Annotated in this window: 19 protein-coding genes and 1 pseudogene; 6 read left to right on the top strand and 14 right to left on the bottom strand. The window is 68.2% G+C overall.

Annotated features, from left to right (window positions below):
- The 4 genes and pseudogenes from QSG27_RS17590 to QSG27_RS17575 form a co-directional block, all read right to left on the bottom strand.
- Positions 1-395 (bottom strand): annotated as a pseudogene (locus QSG27_RS17590) (hypothetical protein); the annotation flags it as partial.
- Entirely contained in the window at positions 395-1,039 is a 645-nt protein-coding gene (locus QSG27_RS17585; RefSeq protein ID WP_306708358.1) for a hypothetical protein, read from the bottom strand. The gene QSG27_RS17585 and the pseudogene QSG27_RS17590, both read right to left, overlap by 1 nt.
- Before the next feature lie 171 nt (positions 1,040-1,210).
- Positions 1,211-1,765, bottom strand: coding sequence for a thioredoxin family protein (locus QSG27_RS17580; protein WP_306708357.1), 555 nt, complete (start codon positions 1,763-1,765; stop codon positions 1,211-1,213).
- A gap of 185 nt (positions 1,766-1,950) precedes the next feature.
- The gene (locus tag QSG27_RS17575) at positions 1,951-2,598 is read right to left on the bottom strand and encodes a response regulator transcription factor (protein WP_306708355.1); all 648 of its coding nucleotides are present in this window, start codon (positions 2,596-2,598) and stop codon (positions 1,951-1,953) included.
- A 778-nt stretch (positions 2,599-3,376) separates the two neighbouring features.
- Between QSG27_RS17575 and QSG27_RS17570 the strand changes: the two genes are divergently transcribed.
- Positions 3,377-4,120: a response regulator transcription factor gene (locus QSG27_RS17570; RefSeq protein ID WP_306708353.1), complete on the top strand. Its 744-nt coding sequence runs from the start codon at positions 3,377-3,379 to the stop codon at positions 4,118-4,120.
- Positions 4,121-4,387: 267 nt separating this feature from the next.
- Here the strand turns inward: QSG27_RS17570 and QSG27_RS17565 are convergent, their stop codons facing one another.
- The gene (locus QSG27_RS17565) at positions 4,388-5,080 is read right to left on the bottom strand and encodes a LuxR C-terminal-related transcriptional regulator (protein ID WP_306708351.1); all 693 of its coding nucleotides are present in this window, start codon (positions 5,078-5,080) and stop codon (positions 4,388-4,390) included.
- A 492-nt stretch (positions 5,081-5,572) separates the two neighbouring features.
- Here QSG27_RS17565 and QSG27_RS17560 point away from each other — a divergent pair, with 492 nt between their 5' ends.
- The gene (locus QSG27_RS17560; RefSeq protein WP_306708349.1) at positions 5,573-5,755 is read left to right on the top strand and encodes a hypothetical protein; all 183 of its coding nucleotides are present in this window, start codon (positions 5,573-5,575) and stop codon (positions 5,753-5,755) included.
- 121 nt (positions 5,756-5,876) lie between these two features.
- On the opposite strand, the gene QSG27_RS17555 is transcribed toward QSG27_RS17560, so the two are convergent.
- Positions 5,877-7,325, bottom strand: coding sequence for an ATP-binding protein (locus QSG27_RS17555; protein ID WP_306708347.1), 1,449 nt, complete (start codon positions 7,323-7,325; stop codon positions 5,877-5,879).
- A gap of 475 nt (positions 7,326-7,800) precedes the next feature.
- Between QSG27_RS17555 and QSG27_RS17550 the strand changes: the two genes are divergently transcribed.
- Positions 7,801-8,037 (top strand): hypothetical protein, encoded by a 237-nt coding sequence (locus QSG27_RS17550; protein ID WP_306708345.1) that lies wholly within the window; start codon positions 7,801-7,803, stop codon positions 8,035-8,037.
- Positions 8,038-8,119: 82 nt separating this feature from the next.
- Positions 8,120-10,054 (top strand): potassium transporter Kup, encoded by a 1,935-nt coding sequence (locus QSG27_RS17545; RefSeq protein WP_306708344.1) that lies wholly within the window; start codon positions 8,120-8,122, stop codon positions 10,052-10,054.
- On the opposite strand, the gene QSG27_RS17540 is transcribed toward QSG27_RS17545, so the two are convergent.
- Positions 10,051-10,863, bottom strand: a complete 813-nt coding sequence (locus tag QSG27_RS17540; protein WP_306708343.1) for an ABC transporter substrate-binding protein — start codon at positions 10,861-10,863, stop codon at positions 10,051-10,053. The two genes, QSG27_RS17545 and QSG27_RS17540, sit on opposite strands and share 4 nt — an antisense overlap.
- 137 nt (positions 10,864-11,000) lie before the next feature.
- Between QSG27_RS17540 and QSG27_RS17535 the strand changes: the two genes are divergently transcribed.
- Positions 11,001-14,495 (top strand): response regulator, encoded by a 3,495-nt coding sequence (locus tag QSG27_RS17535; RefSeq protein ID WP_306708342.1) that lies wholly within the window; start codon positions 11,001-11,003, stop codon positions 14,493-14,495.
- Between the two features lie 50 nt (positions 14,496-14,545).
- Positions 14,546-15,451, top strand: coding sequence for a response regulator (locus QSG27_RS17530; protein ID WP_306708341.1), 906 nt, complete (start codon positions 14,546-14,548; stop codon positions 15,449-15,451).
- A 29-nt stretch (positions 15,452-15,480) separates the two neighbouring features.
- Here QSG27_RS17530 and QSG27_RS17525 read toward each other — a convergent pair whose 3' ends face one another.
- The 7 genes from QSG27_RS17525 to QSG27_RS17495 all read right to left on the bottom strand — a co-directional run.
- On the bottom strand, positions 15,481-16,692 hold the full coding sequence (locus QSG27_RS17525) for a PP2C family protein-serine/threonine phosphatase (protein WP_306708339.1): 1,212 nt from the start codon (positions 16,690-16,692) through the stop codon (positions 15,481-15,483).
- A 12-nt stretch (positions 16,693-16,704) separates the two neighbouring features.
- A complete protein-coding gene (locus QSG27_RS17520) occupies positions 16,705-17,010 on the bottom strand; it encodes an STAS domain-containing protein (protein WP_306708337.1) in 306 nt (101 codons plus the stop codon).
- 44 nt (positions 17,011-17,054) lie between these two features.
- Complete coding sequence (locus QSG27_RS17515; protein ID WP_306708335.1) at positions 17,055-18,737, bottom strand: methyl-accepting chemotaxis protein; 1,683 nt, start codon at positions 18,735-18,737, stop codon at positions 17,055-17,057.
- A 153-nt stretch (positions 18,738-18,890) separates the two neighbouring features.
- Positions 18,891-20,198 (bottom strand): methyl-accepting chemotaxis protein, encoded by a 1,308-nt coding sequence (locus tag QSG27_RS17510; RefSeq protein WP_306708333.1) that lies wholly within the window; start codon positions 20,196-20,198, stop codon positions 18,891-18,893.
- Positions 20,173-20,724: a PAS domain-containing protein gene (locus QSG27_RS17505; RefSeq protein WP_306708331.1), complete on the bottom strand. Its 552-nt coding sequence runs from the start codon at positions 20,722-20,724 to the stop codon at positions 20,173-20,175. The genes QSG27_RS17510 and QSG27_RS17505 overlap by 26 nt, the downstream gene beginning before the upstream one ends.
- A 269-nt stretch (positions 20,725-20,993) precedes the next feature.
- Positions 20,994-22,562 (bottom strand): sensor domain-containing diguanylate cyclase, encoded by a 1,569-nt coding sequence (locus QSG27_RS17500; RefSeq protein ID WP_306708329.1) that lies wholly within the window; start codon positions 22,560-22,562, stop codon positions 20,994-20,996.
- 188 nt (positions 22,563-22,750) lie between these two features.
- Positions 22,751-23,534, bottom strand: a 784-nt coding sequence (locus tag QSG27_RS17495) for an aminotransferase class I/II-fold pyridoxal phosphate-dependent enzyme (protein ID WP_306708327.1), incomplete at its 5' end; no start/stop codon positions are given.

The raw sequence follows: 23,534 nt of genomic DNA, 5'->3' as shown, positions 1-23,534 counted from the left end.
GGCGTGGCCAGCAGGGAGCGGGAGCTGCTGGCCCCCGCGCCCACGTCGCCGCGCCAAGCCTCGCCGGGCGTGGCCGACAGGCCGAGGTTGCCGCCGGCATGCTCCGCCGTTCCGCCGGCCTGCGCCCAGGCGGCGTTGACCGTCGCGGGCGGCAGGGCGACCGGCGTGCCGGCCAGCCGCGGATCGACCTCCACCTTCCGCTCGCGCGTCAGCACGGAGACGCGCTGGCCCGGCAGGGGCGGATCGGGGGTCTTGCCGAACCACCCGCTGACGGTGTCGCAGCCGCCGAGCAGCAGGGCGAGCAGCGGGGCGGAGATCAGGGCGGCGCGACGCAGGGAGCGGCGGTTCGCGGTCGGGTGCGCGGTCGGGACGGCGGCCATGGGAATGCGGGTCATCAGCTCTTGCCGTAGAGGGTGGCGAGATCGGCGGCACGCGACCGGACGCCGGCGGGAGCCTGCGAGTCGTCGGCCAATTGCTGGAACAGGGTGCGCGCCCGGTCCTTGTCCCCGGCGCGGGCGGCGAGCACCGCGGTCATCTCGCGGGCGGAGAAGCGCCAGGGGTTGGCGTCCGCCGTCAGCGGCTGGAGCCGCGCCTGGAGCTGGGCCGGATCGCCGGATTCGAGCTGGTGCATCACCGACAGCAGGGCCGCCAGCTCGCGATAGACCGAAGCGGCGCCGCCGTTGCCGGACAGCCGGTCGTAGACGGCGACCGCCTCCGCCGTCTTGCCCTCGCGGGCCAGCAGGGCGGCGGCGTTCAACTGGGCCAGCGCGGCCATGCCGGGGTCGGCCTTGGCGGCGAAGGCGGCCAGCGCCTCCACGCCCTTTTCCGGACCCTGGGCGGCCTGGGACAGGGCGGCGGCCAGGGCCGTCGTCTCCTGCTGCTTCTGCGACTGCTGCCAGTTGCGCCAGGCGACCGTGCCGCCCGTCGCGGCGACGACCGCCAGCGCGGCCGCCAGCATGACGCCGCCGTAGCGCTTGAAGGCGCCCTCCATGCGGTCGCGGCGCAGATCCTCGTCGACTTCGCGGAAAATATCGCTCATGGCCCTACAGCGGCATCCTACGGCCCGACGACCGTTACAGCGGGGATTGCGCCCGCACGCAAACGCGGCGGGCGGTTCTGATGGTTCAAAGGGCCGGATAGCATTGGGCGGCGCACGCGGTCAAGGCGCAACGGCGCCCATCCGGGCATTATGGCCGCGCTTGGGACGGAATCAGGCCGGATCGCGCCATTTGATGGAGCAGCCCATGCTGGGGATCTGGTCGGTCGGCCCCTCCCCCGTCCGGGCGATGCGGACCATGGCGTGGAACAGCTCGCGCGGGGCGTCCGGGACGGCCTCGCGCTTCGAGGCGTCCAGCCGCCCGCGGTATTGCAGGCACAGGTCGGCATTGAAGCCGAAGAAGTCGGGCGTGCAGACCGCGCCGTAGGCCCGCGCCACCTCCTGCGTCTCGTCGATCAGGTACGGGAAGGTGAAACCGTGCTCCGCCGCGAAGCGCTTCATGTTGTCGAAGCCGTCGTCGGGATAGGCGTCGGTGTCGTTGGACATGATGGCGACGGCGCCGATGCCGTGGGCCTTCAGCGCGTTGACCTCCTCGACGATTCGCCCGATCACCGCCTTCACATAGGGGCAATGGTTGCAGATGAACATGACCAGCGTGCCGCCCGGCCCCTGGACGTCGGCCAGGCTGTAGGTCTTTCCATCGGTGCCCTTCAGGCTGAAATCCTCCGCCTTCCGGCCGAAGTCGCACACCGGGGTTTCCGCCGCCATCGCTTTCTTCCTTCCTTTGGGACCCTTCATCCCGCCGCCGGAGCGGCGCGGGTTCGGGCGTAAGTATATGAGGTGAGGCGAAACCCGGAATCGAAAAGGCCGCGGCGGCACCTTGTTCGTGCCTTTCCGCGGCCCTGCCGGTCTCCAACCCTCGGAAGAGATCCCTTGCGCCCGGGGCCGGCCTTTTACGAGGCCATGGCGGCGGCGGCGATCACCGCCTGGGTGCGGTTCTTGACGCCCAGCGACTTGAAGATCGCCGTGACGTGGATCTTCACCGTGCCTTCGGACAGGCCGAGTTCGTAGGCGATCTGCTTGTTCGACTTGCCGGCGCGCAGGCAATCGAGAACCTCCCGCTGGCGCTGGGTCAGGCCGTAGGCGCTGCGGTCGGCGCCGTCCAGGCCGCGGCGGCGCGGCGCGGCCTCGGAGGCCGCGGTGGCGGCGGTGAGCGCGCCGGGGGGCACGTAGATGCCGCCGGAGAAGACGAGGTTCAGCGCGCCCATCATCACCTTGACGCTGCTGGACTTCGGAATGTAGCCCGTGGCCCCGTGGTCGAGCGCGCCGCGGATGTCGTTGAGCGCTTCGGAGGCGGAGATCACCACCACCGGCACGCCCGGCTGGAGGCTCTGCACCTCGCGCAGCCCGTCGAAGCCCGGCCAGTTGGGCATGTGCAGATCCATCAGCACCACGTCGAACGCACCGCCGACCCGGCATTGCTGAAGAACCTCGTCGAAGGTTCCCGCCTCGACGAAAATCGCGTCCCCGTGAAGCTGCTCCAGAAGACGGCGCAGGCCCTCACGAAAAAGGAGATGGTCGTCACCGATCAGTATTTTCATGGCCCCGTCCGCCTTCGTTTTTCCCCGTTGCTTTGGATCAGCCCTCCCGGGACTGACCGGGCCACCCTATTGGCGATCCACCCACCCTTTCGCCTCGTGGCTTGAGTGACTGCTACCACATTCGGAAGAGAGCCAATATCCGGACAAGGGCCATAGATCATTTGCGGTCGAAAAAAGCCCTTCGATACGGCGAAGGCCGACAGAACAAAACAGGAACTATGACGTTGTGCCTATTCCTCTGCACGAAAGAAAGCGACGGCGGGATTTTCTCTATGTTTGGTTGTTCACAAGGACGACAACAGAACGCCTGACCCACAGGCATCCAATGCGTGCAAAGGTTCGATGCCGATGATCGGGAAACGTGAAAACCTACTCCAACGGCGCAGAATGCTGTACGGATGGTCAGCGTTTTTCCTGCACGAACGCCCCACCCCGCCGCACACGCCTGTACTGGCCTTTCAGAGAACGCCGTCACAAAAGAGTTATCGCTTGGAGCGACCCTATCACCATTCAGATGCGCTTGACGATCTTGAGTGATCGTCTATCGTTTGATTTACGTGTTACACGCCTAATTTATAAACTGTTTATCACAGTGTCAAGTTTTTTTCCAGGTTTGATGGATATATGCCAGAAATTCGATGCAGTCTTTAAATGAACTCACTTCAGCGAAGACACAGAGCGCCGACGGATAGAAAGCACGCGATAAGCCTAAAACACAGGCGGCGACAATGCCCGACAAGGGCCTGCCGTGGATGCCTCCTCCAAACAGAGCTGACCCATGCACATGAACCATGAGTACGCCCAAGAGAAAGCATCGCACTCGACCCGCAACGCGGTGACCCCCATGCACGTCTGCCTGATACTCGACAACAATTCCCTGACCGATACGGTGGTGCAGGCGCTCGACCGGGCCGGTCGCCATCGTGTGACCGTCTTCCACGACATATCGGAACTGACGCAGAGCACGCTGACGCCCGACGCGATCCTGATCGGCCTTCAGCAGTTCACCGCGCTCCGCGAGAACGAACCGATGGTGTATCTGCGCCTCTCGCGCCGGTCGCGGATCGTCGTGGTGCTGTCGTCGCGGGAATTGCTGGACGCCGCACACATCCTGGCCTTCGCCGATGCGTGGGTGTTCGAGGACATCAACGTGGACCGCATCAACGAACTGCTGGACCTGGGGCTGGAAGGGCACTGTCTGATGCCCAAGCAGTTCCTGTCCCGGCTGGGCGTCGATGAGATCCGGCTGACCCTGCTGCCGCGGCTGTCGGAACCGGAGTTCGAAACCCTGCGCCTGCTCGGCCAGGGGCTGAACAACCGGACGATCGCCAACCAGCTCGATCTGTCCGAGGCGGTCATCAAGTCGATGGTGCGCAGCGTCCTGTCCAAGCTGCATTTCCGCAACAGAACGGAAGCCGGCGTCTTCGCCGCGCGTCAGCAGGGGGCGCTCCAGTCCGCCCGTGAGGGAATGGTCCCGCCGCACATGCACGCGGCCCCGACCCACCGGACCGGCACGTCCTGACCGAAGGTCGAACGCGCTTCACCCCGATCGACCGAGAGAATCCCGGCCACCGTGCCGGGATATTTTTGTCCGGACGACGAAGACGTGGGCGGAAGACGTGGGCGGAAGACGTGGGCGATGGATGAGTCGCAGGTGGCGGATGATGCGGGCGGTGCCGGCCGGCCCTCCGCCGCGCAAGGAAATGCCGGCCCGGCCAGCCACCCGGATGGGGATGACGGGCCGGTCCGGCACGCGCACCGGCGATGGTGCTGACCGCGGGAGTCTGCCTTACTGGTGGACCGCCGCCGCGGTCACCGCCCCGGCGCCGGCCAGTTCCCCGCCGATGCCGTTGTTCAGCGCCCAGATGGCCGCCTGGGTGCGGTTGGAGGCGTTGATCTTGCGCAGCAGGCTCTTCAGGTGAACCTTCACCGTCGCCTCGGTGATGTTCAGGTGGTTGGCGATCATCTTGTTGCTGTCGCCGTTCAGCAGGCAGCGCAGGATCTGCACCTCCCGCTGCGACAGCCCCTTGCGCGACACCGGCATGTCGGTGCCGTTCCCGTTTACCCGTCCGGAGATCAGAAGGGCGGCGAGATGGGTCGGGAACACCTTCTCGCCCATCATCACGAGGCGCAGCGACTGGGCCAGCGCGTCGGAGGACAGGTCCTTCATCAGGTAGCCGTCGGCCCCCGCTTCCAGCGCGTTGGCAAGGCGGCGGGTGCACAGGTCGCTGGTCAGGATGACCATGCGCGCGTCGGGAAGCTGGGCGCGCAGGCGCCGCATGCCGTCGGCCTCCTCCTCGCCCCCGTTCACCAGATCGAGCAGGATGAGCTGCGGACGCAGGCCGTTCTCGACGCTGTTCAACGCCTCGCGCAGGTTGCCGGCCTCGGCAACGATCTGAAACGGTGAATCGTCGAGAAGCCTCTTCAGACCTTCGCGGAACAGCTTATTGGAGTCGATGAGAAAAGCACGCACTGGTTCCATTGGTCAGCTCCCGCGGTTTTTGGAAAATTGCTCTGACTCCCTGGGCAATCTTGTAGGTTACCAATCACCCGAGGTTCCCCCACCCGTGCCCCACCGATGGCATTGACGTGCCGATATTTTGGATGACCTTACCCCTGTGTCGTGCTCTACGGTACCACTCTGTAGGATTAAAAGAAGAACGCATTAGGCATATGCGCAAAGCTACTTTTAATCATGGATTACTGCGCCTCTTTTAAAGTACTCGACCTCCCCTATCGAACGGATATTTTATGAGATCTCTAACCCTTTATTGCAGAACGCCGCACGCTGTGGGTGCGCAAGGGGGATGGCCGGTTCATGTGAGTTGCCAAATGTTCCGAGGCCCAAACGGATAGGAGTCACTCATGCCGAAGAAGCGCACCCATACCCTGCCCTGCGCGTCTTATGATCGCGTCCGCCCCCTCGCTGAAGGTCATAGAACCTCGCGGCGGGAGGGTGATTCCAACGGAAGACGTGCGTGGTGCGATGTGGACGATGATCGGCGTTGCGGCGGCGGCCTACCTGCTGCTTCTGGCCCGCAGCGCCTGGAAGCAGGGGGAGATGCGCCAGTTTCTGCGCAGCCTCGCCATCGTGGCCGCTCTCTGCGTCCTGGTCGCCGGCGCGGTGCTCGTGGCGATGCTGCTCGATTCGCGCTGATTGGCTCGAGCTGATGGGCTCGCGCTGATGGGCTCGCGCTGATGGGCGAAACGCACGAAGGCCCCGTCCCGCCCGCAGGCGGAAAGGGGCCTTCCCGGACCGGACGCACGCGGATGAACGGTCAGATCTGGCCGCGCTCGTGGGCCTGCCGCATCAGCACATACTGGCGCATCATCTGGTTCCGGAAGCGGTAGCGGGTCCAGCCCGGCTCGACCACCGGCGCCAGCACGCCGCCATACTCCTCCCGGCAGAGCCGCTCCAGGATGCCGAGCGCCTCGTTGGTCGGCGGAGCGCCGCCGGGTCCGGCCAGTTCCTTCGGGTCGAAGGTGCCGTAGGAATCCGCCGGGCACAGGGCGCAGGCCAGCAGAACGTCCTCAAGTTCGGCGCGGCGTTCGGCGGCCAGCGCGCGGGCGTAGGAGTCGACGATGCCGCGCTCCGCCTCCTGAAGGCAGCGGGTGACGGCGTAGGCGAGGTCGTCCCGCTCCACCACCGTCGAGCCGCGGCTGACCGCGCTGCGGGCCGCGTGCAGCCCCAGAAGCTGGGCGTAGTAGGGCAGCCCGCGAACGAACTCGCAAATGCGGTCCACGGTCTCCGGTGCGAAGGCGATGCCGGCGTTCTCGGCCCCCGCGTTGATGAGGCGCCCGATCTCCACGTCGGTCATCAGCGGCAGATGCACCGGCACCAGCGAGCGCTGGATCGACGGGTGCTTGCCCAGAAGCTGGTCGAGGTTCTCCGCCACGCCGACCACCAGCAGGGTCACCGGGATCGAGCTGTCGGTCAGGTTCTTGAACAGCTCCGCCAGCTTGTTGCGGAAATCCTCGTCGGTGATGCGGTCGTACTCGTCGAGGATCAGCAGCACATGGGTGGCGTGGATGCCCGCCAGAACCTCGTTCAGCTCCGTCACGCTGAAGCCGCCCTCGGGCAGAAGCTCGTTGAAGCTGGTGAAGCTGCGGCGCGAGGCGAAGGGGTTGTCGATCCCCGACCGGTAGTAGGTGGAGGGAATCTTCTTCAGGAAATGGCGGAAGATGTCCTCGAAGCTCAGCTCCGCGCTGCAGGTCAGCTTCAGCGACAGGTAGCCGGCCTGACCGGCGATCTTCTCGATGGCGTTGGCGACGGAGGTCTTGCCGCGGCCCCGGTCGCCGAACAGGATGACGTGCGCCCGCTCCTCCTCGATGGCGGAGATGATGCGCTTCAGCGTGTCGGTCCGCCCGATGAACAGGGAGTTCAACTGCTGCTTGGGCCGCGTCGGGGTGAACGCCTCGCGCAGCAGGCCGTTCAGCTCGGGGGTGAGGCCCTTCAGCATGGCCGGTGCGCCCACGGCGCCCGGTCCGCGCAACCCGCCGTTCACCGTCATGGTGAAGCGCGGCAGCTCCGTGTCGGCGGGCGGCTGGCCGCGCTGGGCGCCCAAGCCGCCATGCCCGCCGCCGCCCCCGCCGAGAGGGTTGTTCAGCGGATCGTGCCGCAGGCCCGAGGGGCCGCGCATCGCCTCGCCGAGCCCGCCGCCGGCAGGGCCGCCGACCGGCCGCAGGTGCGGCGCCGGACGGCCCGCGAGAGGGCTTTGGGATTGCATTGACGGGTGACCGTGGGCCGCGTTGCCCGCGGCAGAGGCGGAGCCCGGTCCGGCCGCTCCACCACCCGTGATGCCGCCGCCCATGGACATCCGGTCATCCGCTTCGGCGGTCGCCCGCCGCTTCCGAAAGAAGTTTCGCATCCGTCCCGATCCCAGCAATCCGCGTTGTCGTCGCCAGCCGGCCTTGGCCGGCGGGTTTCCATCGTCGCGCCGCCCGCCCCGGTCCGGCTGGATGGGCCGGACGGATGCGGGGAGCGCTTTCCGGATGTAAGCGATGCGTCGCCAAGGGTTGCCTGGGATTTCGGATTATTATCCGGAGGAGGGCCAGCCCTTATGGCGACTCCTTTCGGGATGCCCGGCGGATCGGCGAAGAGCGGATCAGAGGCCGGCGGCGTGGCCGAGCAGGGTCCAGACGAACAGGGTGCCGAACAGGGCCGCCAGACCGGCAAGCTCACGCAGGAAAACCAGGATCGACATGGCAATCTCCCTCTCGTCGGTTGGCAGCGCCGTGATGATGGCCGTGATGACGGCTGCGATGATGGCCGCGATGACGAGAGTCATATCAGAACAAAAGACGAACGCCAACGCCAAAGTTCTTATTTTGTTCCATTCCGGGCCGTACCGCGACGAGCGTTCCCACCGCCCGTCAGACGGTGGCTGGTGCCGCGGCGGTGCCGGAACCATATGGTCTTGTGGGGAACGGTTGATGTAAGGAGGAGGTTCGCGGTCCAAGCGTTCCGCCCGCGAGGAGGAACCCCCCGACATCAGACCGCGATCCGAACGAACGGACCATCATGGACAGCGCCAACCAGCAAACCGGCAACGGACCGAACGGCGCCGCTCCGGCCACCGCCCCCACGGGCCATCCCCCCCAGGCCAACCGCATGCCAGCCCTCGTCCTGGGGGCGCTGGGCGTCGTCTACGGCGACATCGGAACCAGCCCGCTCTACACCATGCGGGAATCCTTCACGCACACCGGCCTGCCGCTCGACGAGCCGACCATCCTCGGCATCCTGTCGCTGGCGACCTGGGCGCTCATCATCGTCGTCACGCTGAAATACGTCCTGCTGGTGATGCGGGCGGACAACAAGGGCGAAGGCGGCGTCCTGGCCCTGGGCACGCTGGCCCACCGGGGGCTCAGCTCCACCATGGGCAACCGCGCCATCATGGCGCTGGCGATCCTGGGCATGGCGCTGTTCTACGGCGACAGCCTGATCACCCCGGCCATCTCGGTTCTGAGCGCGGTGGAGGGGCTGAAGGTCGTCACCCCGGCCCTGTCCCCCTACATCGTCCCGATCACGCTGGCCGTGCTGACCCTGCTGTTCCTGTTCCAGCGGCAGGGCACCGGACGGGTCGGAATCTTCTTCGGCCCGATCATGGGCCTGTGGTTCGCCACGCTCGCGGTGCTGGGCCTGATGCAGATCCTGCACTGGCCGGACGTGCTGCGCGCGTTCAACCCGCTCTATGGGGCGGCGCTGTTCGCCGATCATGGCTGGGTCGCCTTCCTGACGCTGGGCGCCGTGGTTCTGGCGGTCACCGGGGCCGAGGCGCTCTACGCCGACATGGGGCATTTCGGGCGGACGCCGATCCGCATCGCCTGGCTCTATCTGGTTCTGCCGGCGCTTCTGCTGAACTACTTCGGGCAGGGCGCCATGCTGCTGCACGAGCCGGAGACGCTGGAGAATCCCTTCTTCCACCTGGCGCCGGACTGGGCGCAGTTGCCGCTGGTTCTGCTGTCCACGGCGGCGACGGTCATCGCCAGCCAGGCGGTGATCTCCGGCGCCTTCTCGCTGACCCGGCAGGCGGTGCAGCTCGGCTACCTGCCGCGGCGCGAGATCCGCCACACGTCGGAACACGAGATCGGTCAGGTCTACATCCCGCGCAACAACTGGCTGCTGCTCGTCGGCGTGGTGATCCTGGTGGTCGGCTTCGGGTCCAGCAGCAATCTGGCCGCCGCCTACGGCGTGTCGGTGACGGGCGCCATGGCCATCGACACGATCCTGGCCGCGGTGGTGGCGTGGCGGCTGTGGCGCTGGAACCCGCTGCTGGTGGTGGCGGCCTTCTCCATCCTGCTGGTGATCGACCTCGCGCTGTTCGGGGCGACGCTTCTGAAGGTGCCGGACGGCGGCTGGTTCCCGCTGCTGATCGCCGCAGCGGTGTACACGCTGATGACGACGTGGCGGCGGGGCCGCCGCATCCTGGCGGATCGGCTCTACGCCGACGCCCTGCCGATGGACCTGTTCCTGCAACGTGTCTCGCCGCAGTCGCCGCAGCGCGTCGCCGGGACGGCGGTCTTCATGACCGGCAACCCCGACGTGGTTCCCCACGCCCTGCTGCACAACATCAAGCACAACCGGGTGCTGCACGAGCGGGTGGTCGTCATGACCGTCATCATCGAGGAGGTGCCCCGCGTCGCCCCGGACCGCGCGGTGATGGTGGAGAAGCTGGGCAAGGGCTTCTTCCGTGTCGTGCTGCGCTTCGGCTATCTGGAGCAGCCGCACATTCCCCGCGCGCTGGAGCGCTGTCGCCGCTTCGGCCTGCATCTGGACATGATGGAAACGTCCTTCTTCCTGGGCCGCGAGACGCTGATCCCGTCCCGGACCACCGGCCTGCCCGGCTGGCGCGAGCCCGCCTTCATCCTGCTGTCGAAGACGGCCCTGTCGGCGACGGAGTTCTTCTGCATCCCGCCGGGCCGCGTGGTCGAACTGGGCACCCAGGTGGAGATCTAATCCCGCGCCACGATGGGGGTCAGACGGAAGCGGGCGGCGGCGGCCTCCAGCCGCCCGTCGCGCTTGGCCGCCTCGACGAACCGGTCCACCCGGTCCAGCCAGACGGGGTCCCCCGGTGCCACCGCGTAGGCGTAAGGCGTGGTCTGCACCGGGCTTTCCGGAGCGATCAGGTGCGCCCATTGGTGGAAGGCCAGCATCCGCTGCCCATAGGGATAATCGGTGAGAAAGGCGTCGGCCCGTCCGGACTGGACCTCCTCCTCCCGCTCCTGCGGCCCCGAGACGATGCGGAGATCGGCCTTGCGGAAGGTCCGGCGCGCGTAATCGTCCATGAAGGTGCCCTTCTGGACGGCCACCACCATGCCGTCCTGGTCCAGATCGTCCCACCGCAGGATGCGCGGGTGCGTCTGGGACGAAACGGCATAGATGCCGCTGCGCAGATAGGGCCGGCTGAAGGCCACCTTTTCCGCACGGGCCGCGGTCACCCCGATGCCGAACATGCTGATGTCGCACCGGTCGCCCAGCAGGTCGGCGATGAAGCTCGGGAAACCGCTTTCCACGAAGCTCACCCGTGCCCCCAGTTCATGGGCGAAGGCCCGGGCCATGTCGATGTCCAGGCCCTGAAGCTCCCCGCTGTAGGGGTTGCGGAAGGAGATGGCGTAATAGTCCGGCCACATGCACACGCGCAGCAGTCCGGTGCGCTGCACCCGGTCCAGCCGGCCTTCCGCCCGGGCCGGCGCCGCGCCTGCCGCCAGGAACGCCGTCTGAAGCGCCACTACCGTCAGTGCGATGAAAAGACGCCGCACGCCCATCCGCCCCCGATAAAACCCGGCCCTTCGACCGCGACAGGATAGCACTGCCACCCCCCGATGCACAGCGGATGCTTGCGATTCGCCGGCCCGCTGTTAAGATTCGCGCGAAAACAGCAGACCGCACGGAGCCGCGCGTGATGGCCAGATTTGGCCTGTTCCAGCATCGGGGCGCTCTCCTCGCGTTGGCCTTCCTGTCGGTGACGGCCCTTCTGTTCGAGGTCGCCTACGATGTCCACGCCGACCGTCAACTGACGCTGAAGGACGCCGCGGCCAACGTCGACAATCTGGCGAGCGCCCTGGAAGCGTCCGTCAGCCGCACCATCCAGACGGTGGACGTCACGCTGGCCTCGGTCGGCGATGCGGTGAATTTCGGCAACCTGCTGCGCGGCCAGCCGACCGGAAGCCGCGAGGAGACCGCGCTGCCGCCCCTGCTTCAGGAACGGCTGCGCCGGTCGCCCCACATCCGCGGCCTGTCGGTGCTCGACCGGAGCGGCGTTCTCGTGGCGACCACGGAAGACCCGCGGCTGCTCGGCTCCTCCTTCGCGGAGCTGGACCTGTTCCGCGCCCAACTGTCCGGACAGGGCAAGGGGCTTTACGTCGGAAACCCGGTGCGGGGCCGATTCCTGATGGCGGGCGGCACGGCGGACGACCGGTCCGGCAAATGGATCCTGCCGATGAGCCGGGCCATCCGCGGGACGGACGGGGCGCTCGTGGGGGTCGTGATCGCCTCGGTCAATCCCGAGTATCTGCAAAGCGTCTTCCGGGCGGTGCGCAACGGGCTGCACGGCACGGTGTCGCTCTACCGCCAGGACGGGGTGCTTCTGACCCGGCTCCCGCAGGAGGGGGCGGAGGGCATCGGCACGCTGAACGCGGGGGCGGAGCTGTTCCGGGTTCATCTTCCCACCGCCGAGAGCGGAGTGTTCCGGGAGACCACTCAGGACGGGCAGGCGCGCATCACCGCCTACCGCGCCACCCCGGTCTGGCCGCTGGTTCTGGCAATCAGCCGCAGCGAGGACGAGGAACTGGCCGGCTGGTGGACCAACCAGACGGAAATCGCCGGAGTGGCGCTGGGCTCCGGCCTGGTCATCCTGCTGTTCGCCACGGTGCTGACCCTGCTGCGCCGCAAGGACGCCCAGTTGGAGGACGGCAACGCCCGCTTCAACGCGCTTCTGGAAACCGCCGTGGAGGGCATCCTGACGGCGCGGGCGGACGGCGTCATCGAAACCGCCAACACCGCGGCACACCGCATCTTCGGCTATCCGCCCGGCGGCCTGATCGGGCGCCATGTGCAGGAGCTGATGGAGCCGCGGCACCACATGGCCCACAGCCGCGTGATGGAGGCCATCGCCGCGGGCGCCCGCCGGATCGGCCCGAACTTCTCGCGGGAGGTGAACGGGCTGCGGATGGACGGGGAGGTGATTCCCCTCGACCTCTCCCTGGCGGAGGTGCGGACCCAGCAGGGCATCCTCTTCGCCGCCTTCTTCCGCGACCTGTCGGAACGCAAGCGCGTCGAACGCGCGCTGACCGAGGCCAAGGAGAAGGCCGAGGCGGGCCAGCGCAGCAAGATGGAATTCCTGGCGACCATGAGCCACGAGATCCGGACGCCCATGAACGGCGTGATCGGCATGGCCGGGCTGCTTCAGGAAACCGACCTGGACGACGAGCAGCGCGGCTACGCCGACACCATCCGCGATTCCGCGGAATCGCTGCTGACCATCATCAACGACATTCTGGACTTCTCCAAGATCGACGCCGGGCGCCTCACCCTGGAAGTGTCCGACTTCGAAGCGGTGCCGCTGGTGGAAAGCGTGGTGGAGCTGCTGGCCCCGCGCGCCGCGGCGAAGGGGCTGGAGCTGGCCTGCTACGTCCCGCCGGCCCTGCACGGGCCGCTGCGCGGCGATCCGGGGCGGCTGCGCCAGATCCTCATCAACCTCGCCGGCAACGCGGTCAAGTTCACCGACCAGGGAAGCGTCACCATCGTGCTGTCGGTCGAACCGGACATCGCCGCCACCGACGAGGAGGGCGTGCCGGAAGCGGGTGGCGCGGACGGCCGTCCCGCGCACACGCCCCCCGTCACCGTCCGGTTCGAGGTGCGGGACACCGGCATCGGCATCGCCGCGGCGGACCGCAAGCGGCTGTTCACGATGTTCAGCCAAGTGGACGGATCGTCGGCCCGCCGCCATGGCGGAACGGGGCTGGGCCTCGCCATCTGCAAGCGCCTGACGGAGCTGATGGGCGGGCGCATCGGCGTCCACAGCATGATTGGCGAGGGCAGCGTCTTCTGGGTCACCGTGCCGCTGTGGCGCGGCACGCAGACGGACGCGGCGGCCACGCCGAGGGAAGTGGGCGCCTGGGCGGGGCGGCGGATTTTGCTGGTGGACGATCTGGCGGTCAACCGGGACCTGCTCGCCCGCCAGCTCGCCGCGATGGGGCTGGAAACCGAATCCGCCGCCACGGGGGAGGACGCCCTGCACCGGCTTCTCGCCGCCAAGGCGGAGAACCGGCCTTTCGATGCCGCCATCCTCGATCACTGCATGCCGGGCCTGACCGGTCCGGAACTGGCCGCCCGCATCCGCGCCGAACCCGCGCTGGCCGGCCTGCCCCTGGCGCTGGCGACCTCCCACCGGATGGGCGACATGGACGGGGACGCCGCCGGCGTCGAGGTGCGGATCGTCAAGCCCATCCGCTCCACCGCGCTCCGCACCGGGCTGTCCCGCCTGTTCGATCCGCCGGCGCCAGGGATGCGGCCGCAGAGCAAGGCCCCGCAGACCATCGCCCCGGACGGCAAGGCTGCATCCGCCCCGCTCCCGTCCGGGCCGGCCCGCCGCCGCATCCTGGTGGCGGAGGACAATCCGGTGAACCTCCAGGTGACTCTGGCCCTGCTGCGCCGCGCCGGCCATATGGTCGATTCCGTGTCGAACGGGCTCGAGGCGGTCAACGCCGTCGCCGCCCTGCCCTATGACCTCGTCCTGATGGACGTGCAGATGCCGGAGATGGACGGTCTGGCGGCGACCCGGGCCATCCGCAGAATGGGCGGTCCCGCCGCCCGGGTTCCCATCGTCGCCATGACCGCGAACGCCATGACGGGCGACCAGGCCAACTGCCTCGCCGCCGGAATGGACGACTATCTGCCCAAGCCCATCGCGGCGGACCAGCTTTTGCGGACCGTGAACCAATGGAGCGGTGCGCAGCAAGGCGCCGCCCCCGGCCCGCAGACACCGCGTCCGGAGGCGGAGGAGGCACCGCCGCCCCGGATCGACCACGCCAAGCGCACGGATCTGCGCGCCGCGATCGGCGACGAGGGCTTCGCCCTGTTGATGGAGACCTTCTTCCGTGAAACCCCCGGCCATCTCGACCGGATGCGGCGGGGGGCGCGGGACGGTGACTTCGCCGTGGTGGAGCGCGAAGCCCACATTCTCAAAGGCTCGGCGGGCAATGTCGGCTTCGCCCAGGCCGCTGCGCTGGCCGGCGGGCTGGTGGTGGCGGCCCGCCGGATGGACGCCGCCGGCATCGCCGGGGACCGCATCCAGGCCCTGGACGCCGCGCTGAAGGACGCCGAACGGGCCTGCACCCCGCCGGACGACGTGCTGGCCGGATTGGAGATGGTGGCGCCGCGGCAGGGACCCGTGTAAAATTGCAGAACCGGGATATGTTTCCCGCATTTTGACGCGAGCGCGCCGCCATGGCTGATCCCATCACCGCCCTCGTCGTGGACGAAGAGGAGATGAGCCGCGCCATCGCGACCGGCTATCTGACCCGCATGGGGTACCGGACATTGGGCGTTTCAGGCGGAGAGGCGGCCTGGGAGCGTCTGGCCGGCCAGCGGGAGCCGGTGCATATGGTGTTGCTGGACCGGCATTTGCCGGATATGGACGGCATGGCCCTGCTGGACCGGATGAAGGCCGATCCGGATCTGTGCTCGATCCCCGTGGTCATGCAGACCGCCTCCGACAGCAGCGCGGACATCGCGCAGGCGATCCAGGCGGGCGTCTTCTACTACCTTATCAAGCCCTATCACGGGGACCTGCTGCGCGCCGTCGCGGCGGCGGCCATCGACGACCACACGCGGCTGAAGCGGCTGGAGGGCGACGTGCGCTCCCACGCCGGGGCGATGACCCTGCTTCAGGAGGGAGTCTTCCGCTTCCGCACCCTGCAGGAGGCCCATAACCTCGCCGTCGCGGTGTCCTCCGCCCTGCCGAAGACCCGCAAGCTCGCCTTCGGGCTGGTCGAGCTGCTGCTGAACGCGGTGGAACACGGCAATCTGGGCATCGGCTATGAAATGAAGAGCGCGCTGAAGCAGGGCAACCGGCTGATTCAGGAGATCGATGAGCGGCTCCTCCGCCCGGAAAACCGCAACAAGTTCGCCACCCTGCGCATCGAGCGCGCCTCGGAGTCCGTCACCTTCACCGTATCGGACAGGGGCGAGGGCTTCGACTGGACCCGCTACCTCTCCATGGACGCCGGGCGGCAGAGCGCCGCCCATGGCCGCGGCATCGCGCTGGCCCGCATGATCGCCTTCGACGAGTTGGCCTATCTCGGGAGCGGCAGCACCGTGGTCGGCACCGTGCGGCTCGCCGGGGAGCGGTAACCGCCGGCTCCCTCCGCCACCCGCCCCGTCTACCCGGCGCGGGTCAGCCAGACCGCCGTCAGATCGTCGGCCAGCGGGCGCGGCATCACCGCGAAATAGCGCTCCAGCAGGGCCGGCAGCTTGCCCTCGCCGCTGCACTGGTGCACGAGGTCGAGCACCCCGGCATAGCCGAAGGGCCGCCCTTCCCAGTCCCGCGCCTCGAACAGGGCGTCGCTGAACAGGAACAGGAAGGCGCCCGGCGGAAAGTCGAGGCTGCGGTTGCGGTAGCGGGCGTCCGCCGAAACCCCCAGCGGCAGGCCGACGCTTTCCCCGACCCGCAGATTATGGCCGGGAATGCCGATGACCGGCTTCGGCGCGCCCGCGGTGGCGTAGGTCAGCCGGTGTTCCGCCGTGTCCACCACCGCGTAGAGCATCGCCGCGAACTGGGTTTCCGGCAGCAGCCCGACCAGCAGCCGGTTGATCGCCCCCAGCATCTCCGCCGGATCGTCGCCGGGCAGGTCGATCTTGGCGAGCAGGGCGTGCAGGCGGAAGGTGTTCAGCGCCGCCGCCACGCCATGGCCGGTGAAGTCGCAGAGGAACACGGCGAAGCGCGTTCCGTCGATGGCCCGCGCCCCCCAGATGTCGCCGCCCAGCTCCGAACTGGATTCGAAATGGCTGTCCAGCCGGATGGCGTAGCGCTTCTCCAGTTCCCGAATCTCGGCGGCGTCCGGCAGCAGGCCGAGTTGCATGTCGCGGGCGATCGCCATGCGCTGGACGGCGCCGGTGTGGAACGCCTGGAGGCTGCGGATGACCTCCTGCAAGGACCGGTTGAGCGACCGGTTCTCCAAATGGACGCGCAGCCGGGCGATCAGCTCGGCGCGCAGGACCGGGCGCGCGATGACGTCCGTGGCGCCCAGCGCCAGGGCCGTCCCGCGCTCCGCCGCCGACGCGAAACGCCCGATCACCACGACCGGCAGATCGCGCACGCCGCAGCCCGCGCGCAGGGACTCGATGAGCCCGGGCGCTTCCCTGACCAGCGACCAGTCGAGCAGCGCGAGGTCGGGACGGGTCGCCTCGGCCAGCGCCGTCACCTCCTCGCGGTCGGACGCCAGGTCGACGTTGCGGACGCCGATGGTTCCCAGCCCACGGCGCAGCGCCGCCGCCACACCGACGCGCGGCTGGCCCAGCAGCACCCTTTGCCCGCCGGACCGTTGAGAGCCGGACGGTTGGGGCGCGGCGGACGGCCCGGCGTGAGCGTTCATCGCCACCGGGAATCAGAAATCGCAGGCGATGATGGTGTGGAATTCCGAAATCTCGATCATCTCCCGCACCTGCCCGCGCGGACGCCGCAGCCGCAACTTGACCCGCGAGCGGCTTGCCGTGTTGTTGGCGAGCACGAGAAGCCCGAGCCCCGCGGAGTCGATGAAGTCCAGGCTTTCCAGATTCAGCACGCAGTCGGTGAAGGCGCCGGTTTCCATGCCTTCGATGATCTGGCGGAAATCGTCGTTGGCCTCGAAGGTCAATTGCCCCCGCAGGTCGATTTCCCGGACGGCGCCCTGATTGCGGACGGTGTAGTTCATATCGCACCCATCATTGAACGATCTTGCGGCTGCATCCGGCACGGTCAGGCGTTTCGCACGCCGGCCAGCAGCACATCCACTTCATTGCGCAGCGCTTCCGCCGGTTCCCGCAGATCCTTGGCCGCCCACAGCACCTGGAAGGCTGACCCGTAGGACGCCGCGCTGGCCTGCGTCAGGGCCACGACGCTGCGCGCCGCCGTGGTGGTGTCGTCGCTGACCGACAGGGCGTTGCGGGAAATATCCTCCGTCGCGCCGCGCTGCTGCTCCACCGCCGTGGCGATGGTCGAGGAGACTTCCCGCATGCGCTCGATGATGCCGCCGATGGATTCGATGGCACCGACCGCCGCGCCGGTGGCCTGCTGCACCGCGCCGATCTGCTCCACGATGTCCTCCGTCGCCTTGGCCGTCTGGTTGGCGAGGTTCTTGACCTCCGACGCGACCACCGCGAAGCCCTTGCCGGCCTCTCCGGCCCTTGCGGCCTCGATGGTGGCGTTCAGGGCCAACAGATTGGTCTGGCTGGCGATGGCGGTGATGAGTTGGACGACCTCGCCGATCCGGTCCGCCGCCTGGGCGAGGCTTTGGACCATCCCGTTGGCGCGGTTCGCCTCCTGCACCGCCTCCGTCGCGATGACGGAGGAGCCGGTCACCTGGCTGCCGATCTCCCGGATGGAGGCGGAAAGCTGCTGCGCCGCGCTGGCGACCTGCTGGATGTTGGCGCGCGACCGCTCGGCGGAGCGGGCGACCTCCAGCGTGCGGCGCGAGGTGCGGTTGACGCCGGTGCCCATGTCCTCCGCCGTCGCACGGATCTTGTCGGCGCCGGCGTTGACCGCGGCCAGCCGCTGCTCCGCCGTGCTTTCGAAGTCGCGCAGCAGGGTTTCGATGCGCTGGGCGCGCTCGATGCGGGCACGGTTCTCCGCCTCCTGCTGCGCCTTCAGGGCCGCGGACTGACGCAGGCTGTCCTTGAAGGCGACGATGGCGCGGGCGATCGACCCGATCTCGTCCGAGCGGTCCGTTGCGGGGACCGTCACGTCGTAATCGCTGGCGGCCAGCCGCCCCAGCACCGCGTTCAGCCGCCCGACGGGCGACAGCAGGCGCCGCACCAGGAGGATCGAGGACAGGCAGGCGACGAGCGCCACGCCGCCCGCCGTCAGCGCGATGGCGCCGATCAGCGGATTGACCATGGCGAAGAAGTCACTCTTCTTCAGACCGACCACCAGCACGCCGATCACCTTCCCCCCGGCGTCGCGGATCGGGTCGTAGGCGGTGAAGTAGGGTTCGCCCAGCACCTCGTTCACGCCGTGGTACGGCTTGCCGTCGCGCAGGACCGAGTCGGAAACCGGCCCCGGCCCCAGCCGCGTGCCGATGGCCCGGCTGCCGTCCGGCTTCATCACGTTGGTGGCCACGCGGGTGTCGCCCATCATGATCGACGCGACCCCGCCGCCGCCGATGCGGGCGATGCGGTCCACCACCTCGTTGTTGTCGTTCAGAACCGTGCCGCCCGCGTACAGCTTGCCGTCCTGGACGCGGAATTCCGAGCCCAGATGGCGCAGCACCTCCCAGGCGATGGCCACGTTGGATTCCTGGCGGCGCGACGCCTGTTCGGCCATTTCCGTACGGATCAGATGCAGCGACACCGCGACCGTGCAGACCGCCAGCAACAGCAGCCCGCCGAGGCTCAGGGCCACGACCTTGGCCGTTATGGGCAGACGGGCGAACAGACCACTCATGCGTACACTCCGGCAAATCACCGGAGACAGTCTACCAGTGCGAATGAAACCCAATCAATTGCACCACCCCAAGGACATAAAGCCGCAGGGACGCGTCATATCCATTCACGCAGGGGAAAGGAAACGCCCCACCGGCGACATCTTCGCCAATCTTCAGCGCTGCCCGCCGCAGACGCGCGCGACGAAACTGTCGATGTCGCCGTTCAGCGTCACGGCACGGCGCGCCAGTTCACCGGCGGACGACAGCACCTGGCTGGCGGCGGCGCTGGCGTCCTGCGCGCCGGAGGACACGCTGGTCACCGCGTCGGCCACGGTGCGCACGCCCGCCGACGCCTCGCGGATCGAGCGGCTGATCTCGTCGATGGCGGCGCTCTGCTGTTCGGCGGCGCCGGCGATGCCCACGGCGATCTCGTCGATGTCGTGGATCATGCCGCCGACATGCTGGATCACCGCCGCTGTGTCGCGGGTGACCGACTGGACCTGGGCGATCTGGGCGGAGATGTCCTCCGTGGCCTTGGCGGTCTGGTTGGCGAGGTTCTTCACCTCGGTCGCCACCACGGCGAAGCCCTTGCCGGCCTCCCCCGCCCGCGCCGCCTCGATGGTCGCGTTGAGCGCCAGCAGATTCGTCTGGCTGGCGATGTCGTTGATGAGCTGGACGACCGCGCCGATCTGGTCGGAGGCGGCCAACAGCGACTGGATGGTGGCGTCCGCCTCCCGCACCTTCTCCACCGAACTGCGGGCGAGGTCGGCGGTGCGGGACACGCCCTGGGCCACTTCGCCGATGGCGCCCGACACCTCGCCGGTCGCCGCAGCCACCCCGTCCACGTTGGACGACACCTGCTCCGCCGCGGAGGCCGCGGAGAAGGATTGCTCGCTGGTCGTGGCGGCGGTCGCCGTCATGGCGGTGGACGACGCTTCGAGCTGGGCCGCGCTGGCCGACAGGCTCTGCGCCACTTCCTTGATGTTGGCGCCGATGCGGGTGGCGCTTTCCACGAATTCGCGGCTCTTGCCGTCCATGGCGGCGAGGCCGTCGTTGATCTGGCGGGCATAGGCGCCGAACTCCCCGACCATGCCGGTCATCACGATGCGGCGGTAATACTGCCCCTCCGCCGCGTGCTGCATGGCGGCGTTGGCCTCCTTGCCGAAGGATTCCACGCGGTCCAGCAGGCGGTTGATGGTCCGCAGCATGCCCGCGATATCGCTGTTGCCGTGGATGTTCAGGATGCGCGGCTGAAGGTCCCCCTTCTCCGCCGCGGCGATGACCACGATGGCCTTCCGGATGGTCCGGTTGGTGAGCGCAAGCCAGCGGACCGCGGCGAGACAGGGCAGAACCGCCAACAGACCCAGCGCGGCGGCGGCGGTGTTTCCGGTGGCGAGACCGTACACCGCCTGCGCCGCCGACAGCAGGGCGACCAGGACGGCGGCGGCGAGCGATTTAGAGACTGAAGACAAACTCGTCATAGCTCGTGCCCTTGTCGCTCAGGAGTTTCTCCAGCATGGCGCCGGAGGCCGCCATGGCCGCGTTCCGGTCGGCGTGCCGCGCCTCTTCCGCCCGCAGCGCGGCGTAGAGGCCGGCCGCGGCGTCCACCGCGGGCCGCGCCGGCACGCGCCGGCTCGAATGGTAGCCGGTGATGGTCCGCCCGTTCCCGCTGTCCGGATTGCCGAAGACCGGGGTGACGTGGGCGAAGACCCAGTAATGGTCGCCGCCTTTCGCCCGGTTGATCACATAGGCGAAGATTTCGTTTCCGGCCTCGATGCGCGCCCACAGCAACTTGTAGACGCAGCGCGGCATGTCCGGATGGCGGACGATGTTGTGGGGCTGTCCCAGCAGCTCCGCTTCGCCGTACCCGCTGATGCGCAGGAACACATCGTTGGCGTAGGTGATGCGTCCCTTGAGATCGGTCTTCGAAACAATGATCTCGTCGCGGTGGAAGGTCCGCTCCTGTCCGGTCAGGGTACCGTCCTTGCCGCCTGTGCCGACCGCCATGACCGTCCGCCTCTCAAACGCCCGGTGAACCCGTGTGCCCGGCCCGCGGACCACCCGTCCAACCGATGGTATTACCTTTTGTTAATCATGTCATAGCGTACGTAATAATCGGATGGCTGTAAAAACGGACAACCCGGGGCTGCGGCAAATTGTACCACATGCGCCACGCGCAGGACGGGGTGGCGCCTGACGCGCAGGACGACGCCCCGGACGGGAGCCCCGCCACCCCAGGAATCAAATCAAGCGATTGCTCTCGCAAAAATAGCGGATCACATGCCCGGTTCGTAGACGACCACCCGGTTGCGTCCCTCGCGCTTGGCCCGGTAAAGGGCGAGGTCGGCCCGATGAATGGCCTTTTCCAGCGTGTCGTAGGCGCCTTCCAGCGCGGAGATGCCGATGCTGCTCGTCAGATGGAACCGGCCCTCCGGTCCCGGGATCGCCATGCGGGACAGATGGCGGCGCACCCGCTCCGCCACCACGCGGGACTCGTCCGCCGTGGCGCCGGGCAGGACCACCACGAACTCCTCCCCGCCCAGCCGGCCGAGGATGTCGTATTCGCGCAGGATCGCCTGGCAGCCGCCGGCCACCATGCGGAGGGCGTCGTCCCCGGTGGCGTGGCCGTAGCTGTCGTTGATGCGCTTGAAATGGTCCACGTCCAGCACGAAGACCGACATCGGCTCGCTGAAGCGATGGGCGCGGGCCAGTTGGGAACGCGCCAGCTCCATGAAGGAGCGGCGGTTGTAGATGCCGGTCAGCGGATCGCGGGAGGCCATGTCCCGCAGCGCCTCCTCCATGTTCCGGCGATCGGTGTAGTCGTAGATCCAGGCGAGATTCACCTGCACGCCCTGGATCACCGCCTGGTTGACCGTGAACAGCGTCCAGAAGGACGAACCGTCGGCCCGGCGGAACTGCACCTCCATGTTGGTCACCGACCCGAAGGAGCGCAGCCGCTCGATCACCCGTTCCCGCTGGTGCCGGTCCAGGTAATAGTCGCGGGCCTGCCGGCCGATCAGATCCTCGCGCTTCAGCCCGATCAGCTCGGCGAAGCGGGTGTTGACGAAGACGATCTTGCCGTCGTCGCGGCGCGACACCGACACGCCGATCGGGCTCTGCTCCAGGATGGCCTGGAGCCGCTCCTCGCTGGGCAGCCCCTCGGTCAGGTCGTGGATCACCCCGACGATGCCGCCCAGGTTACCGGCGCTGTCGCAGAAGACGGCCTTGGTCAGGCTGGTCAGGCGGGTGCTGCCGTTGACGAAGGGCACCGCCTCCTCATAGCTGCGCTGGCCCCAATTGACGATCAGCTCGCGGTCCTGCTCGGCGTGCAGCTTGGCGATGCGCGGGTCCATCACCGCGAAGGCGGTCTTGGCGACGATGCTCCGGCGCTCCAGCCCGGTGTAGCGCTCGAAGGCGTCGTTGCAGTCCGTGTACTCGCCCGCCGCGTTCTTCACGAAGACGGGGACCGGCAGCGTTTCGAACAGCACCTCCTTCATCAGGAGCTGGTCGCGCAGCGCGGCCTGTGCCTGCCGGTGGTGGCTGACGTCGGTGAAGACCCGCAGGGACAGCCGTTCCCCCTGCGGCCCGGCGATGGGGCCGACCGACTCCGCCACCCAGACGGTCCCGCCGTCCAGACGCCGCAACCGCCGTTCGCCGGACACGTCCGCCAGCGCCGGGAGGAAATCGTCCTCCGGCTCCAGCGCGGCGAGGCCGAGACCGGTCAGGCCACCGGGAGCGTAGTGGAGCAGGCTGTGCAGGGCCGGGTTGGCATAGAGGATGGTCCCGTCGTCCGTGGTGACGCAGCTTCCCGTCGGCAGCGTGTCGAACACGCGCCACAGCGCCACACGGGTTTCCTCCGCATCCCCAGAAGGGTTCATTGAACCGACCGAATCCAGCATGGCCCCCACAGCATCATGGAAGATTCTTGCGCCACGATGGGGCAAACCAGGAGTACGTTAGCCGATGCGCCTTTTTGCCCCTGTGTGCCATCTTGTCGCGCTATGGTGGTGATCGCCTATCTTAAACGCAAAATCTATCGAATTCTGAACATTTCGCACGCAATCGTCACGCGCTCCTCCGCCGCGACGTCCGCCGGAAGCCCCAGCCGCAGCCAGTCCGTCCGGTAGTCGAAGCGGCGCACCAGCACCCCGGCCTGCCCCAACGCCTTATAAAGCCCAGCCGCTTGTGCCCCGCAAATAAGACGAAAGAGTGACGTCCCTCCGGCGACGGTCAGCCCGGCCTCCTCCAGCCGCGCGTCGAGACGCGCCGCGGCGGCGGCCAGACGGAGGCGGGTGGCGGCGATCCAGGCCGAATCCGACAGCGCCGCGGTGGCGACGGCCAGCGCCGGACCCGACACCGCCCACGGCCCCACGGCGGCGCGCAACGCGCGGACCAGCGCCGGCTCGCCGAGCAGGAAGCCGAGCCGGACCCCGGCCAGTCCGAAGAATTTCCCGAAGGAGCGCAGAATCACCAGCCCGGGCCGCCCGGCTTCCGCCGCCACGCTGCTCTCCGGGGTGACCTCGGCGAAGGCCTCGTCCACCACCAGCCAGCCGCCCCGTGCCGCCTGCCGCTCCGCCAGCGCCAGCAGGGCTTCGGGCGGGACGATGCGGCCATCCGGGTTGTTCGGATTGACGACGACGATCACGTCGGCGTCGCAGCCCTCCAGCGCCGCCACCTCCGCCACACGGTGGCCGGCACCGGCCCAGCCCGCGGCGTGCTCCGCGTAGGTCGGCCCCAGAACGGCGACCGTTCCCGGCGCCCGCAGCCGCGGCAACATCTGGATCAGCGCCTGCGAGCCAGGGGCCGCCGCGACCGTC

The organism is Azospirillum isscasi, from assembly GCF_030849505.1.
GTDB classification, from domain to species: Bacteria; Pseudomonadota; Alphaproteobacteria; order Azospirillales; family Azospirillaceae; genus Azospirillum; species Azospirillum isscasi.
The sequence above is the reverse complement of the archived record's forward strand: the minus strand, read 5'-3'. Positions and strand labels throughout refer to the sequence as shown.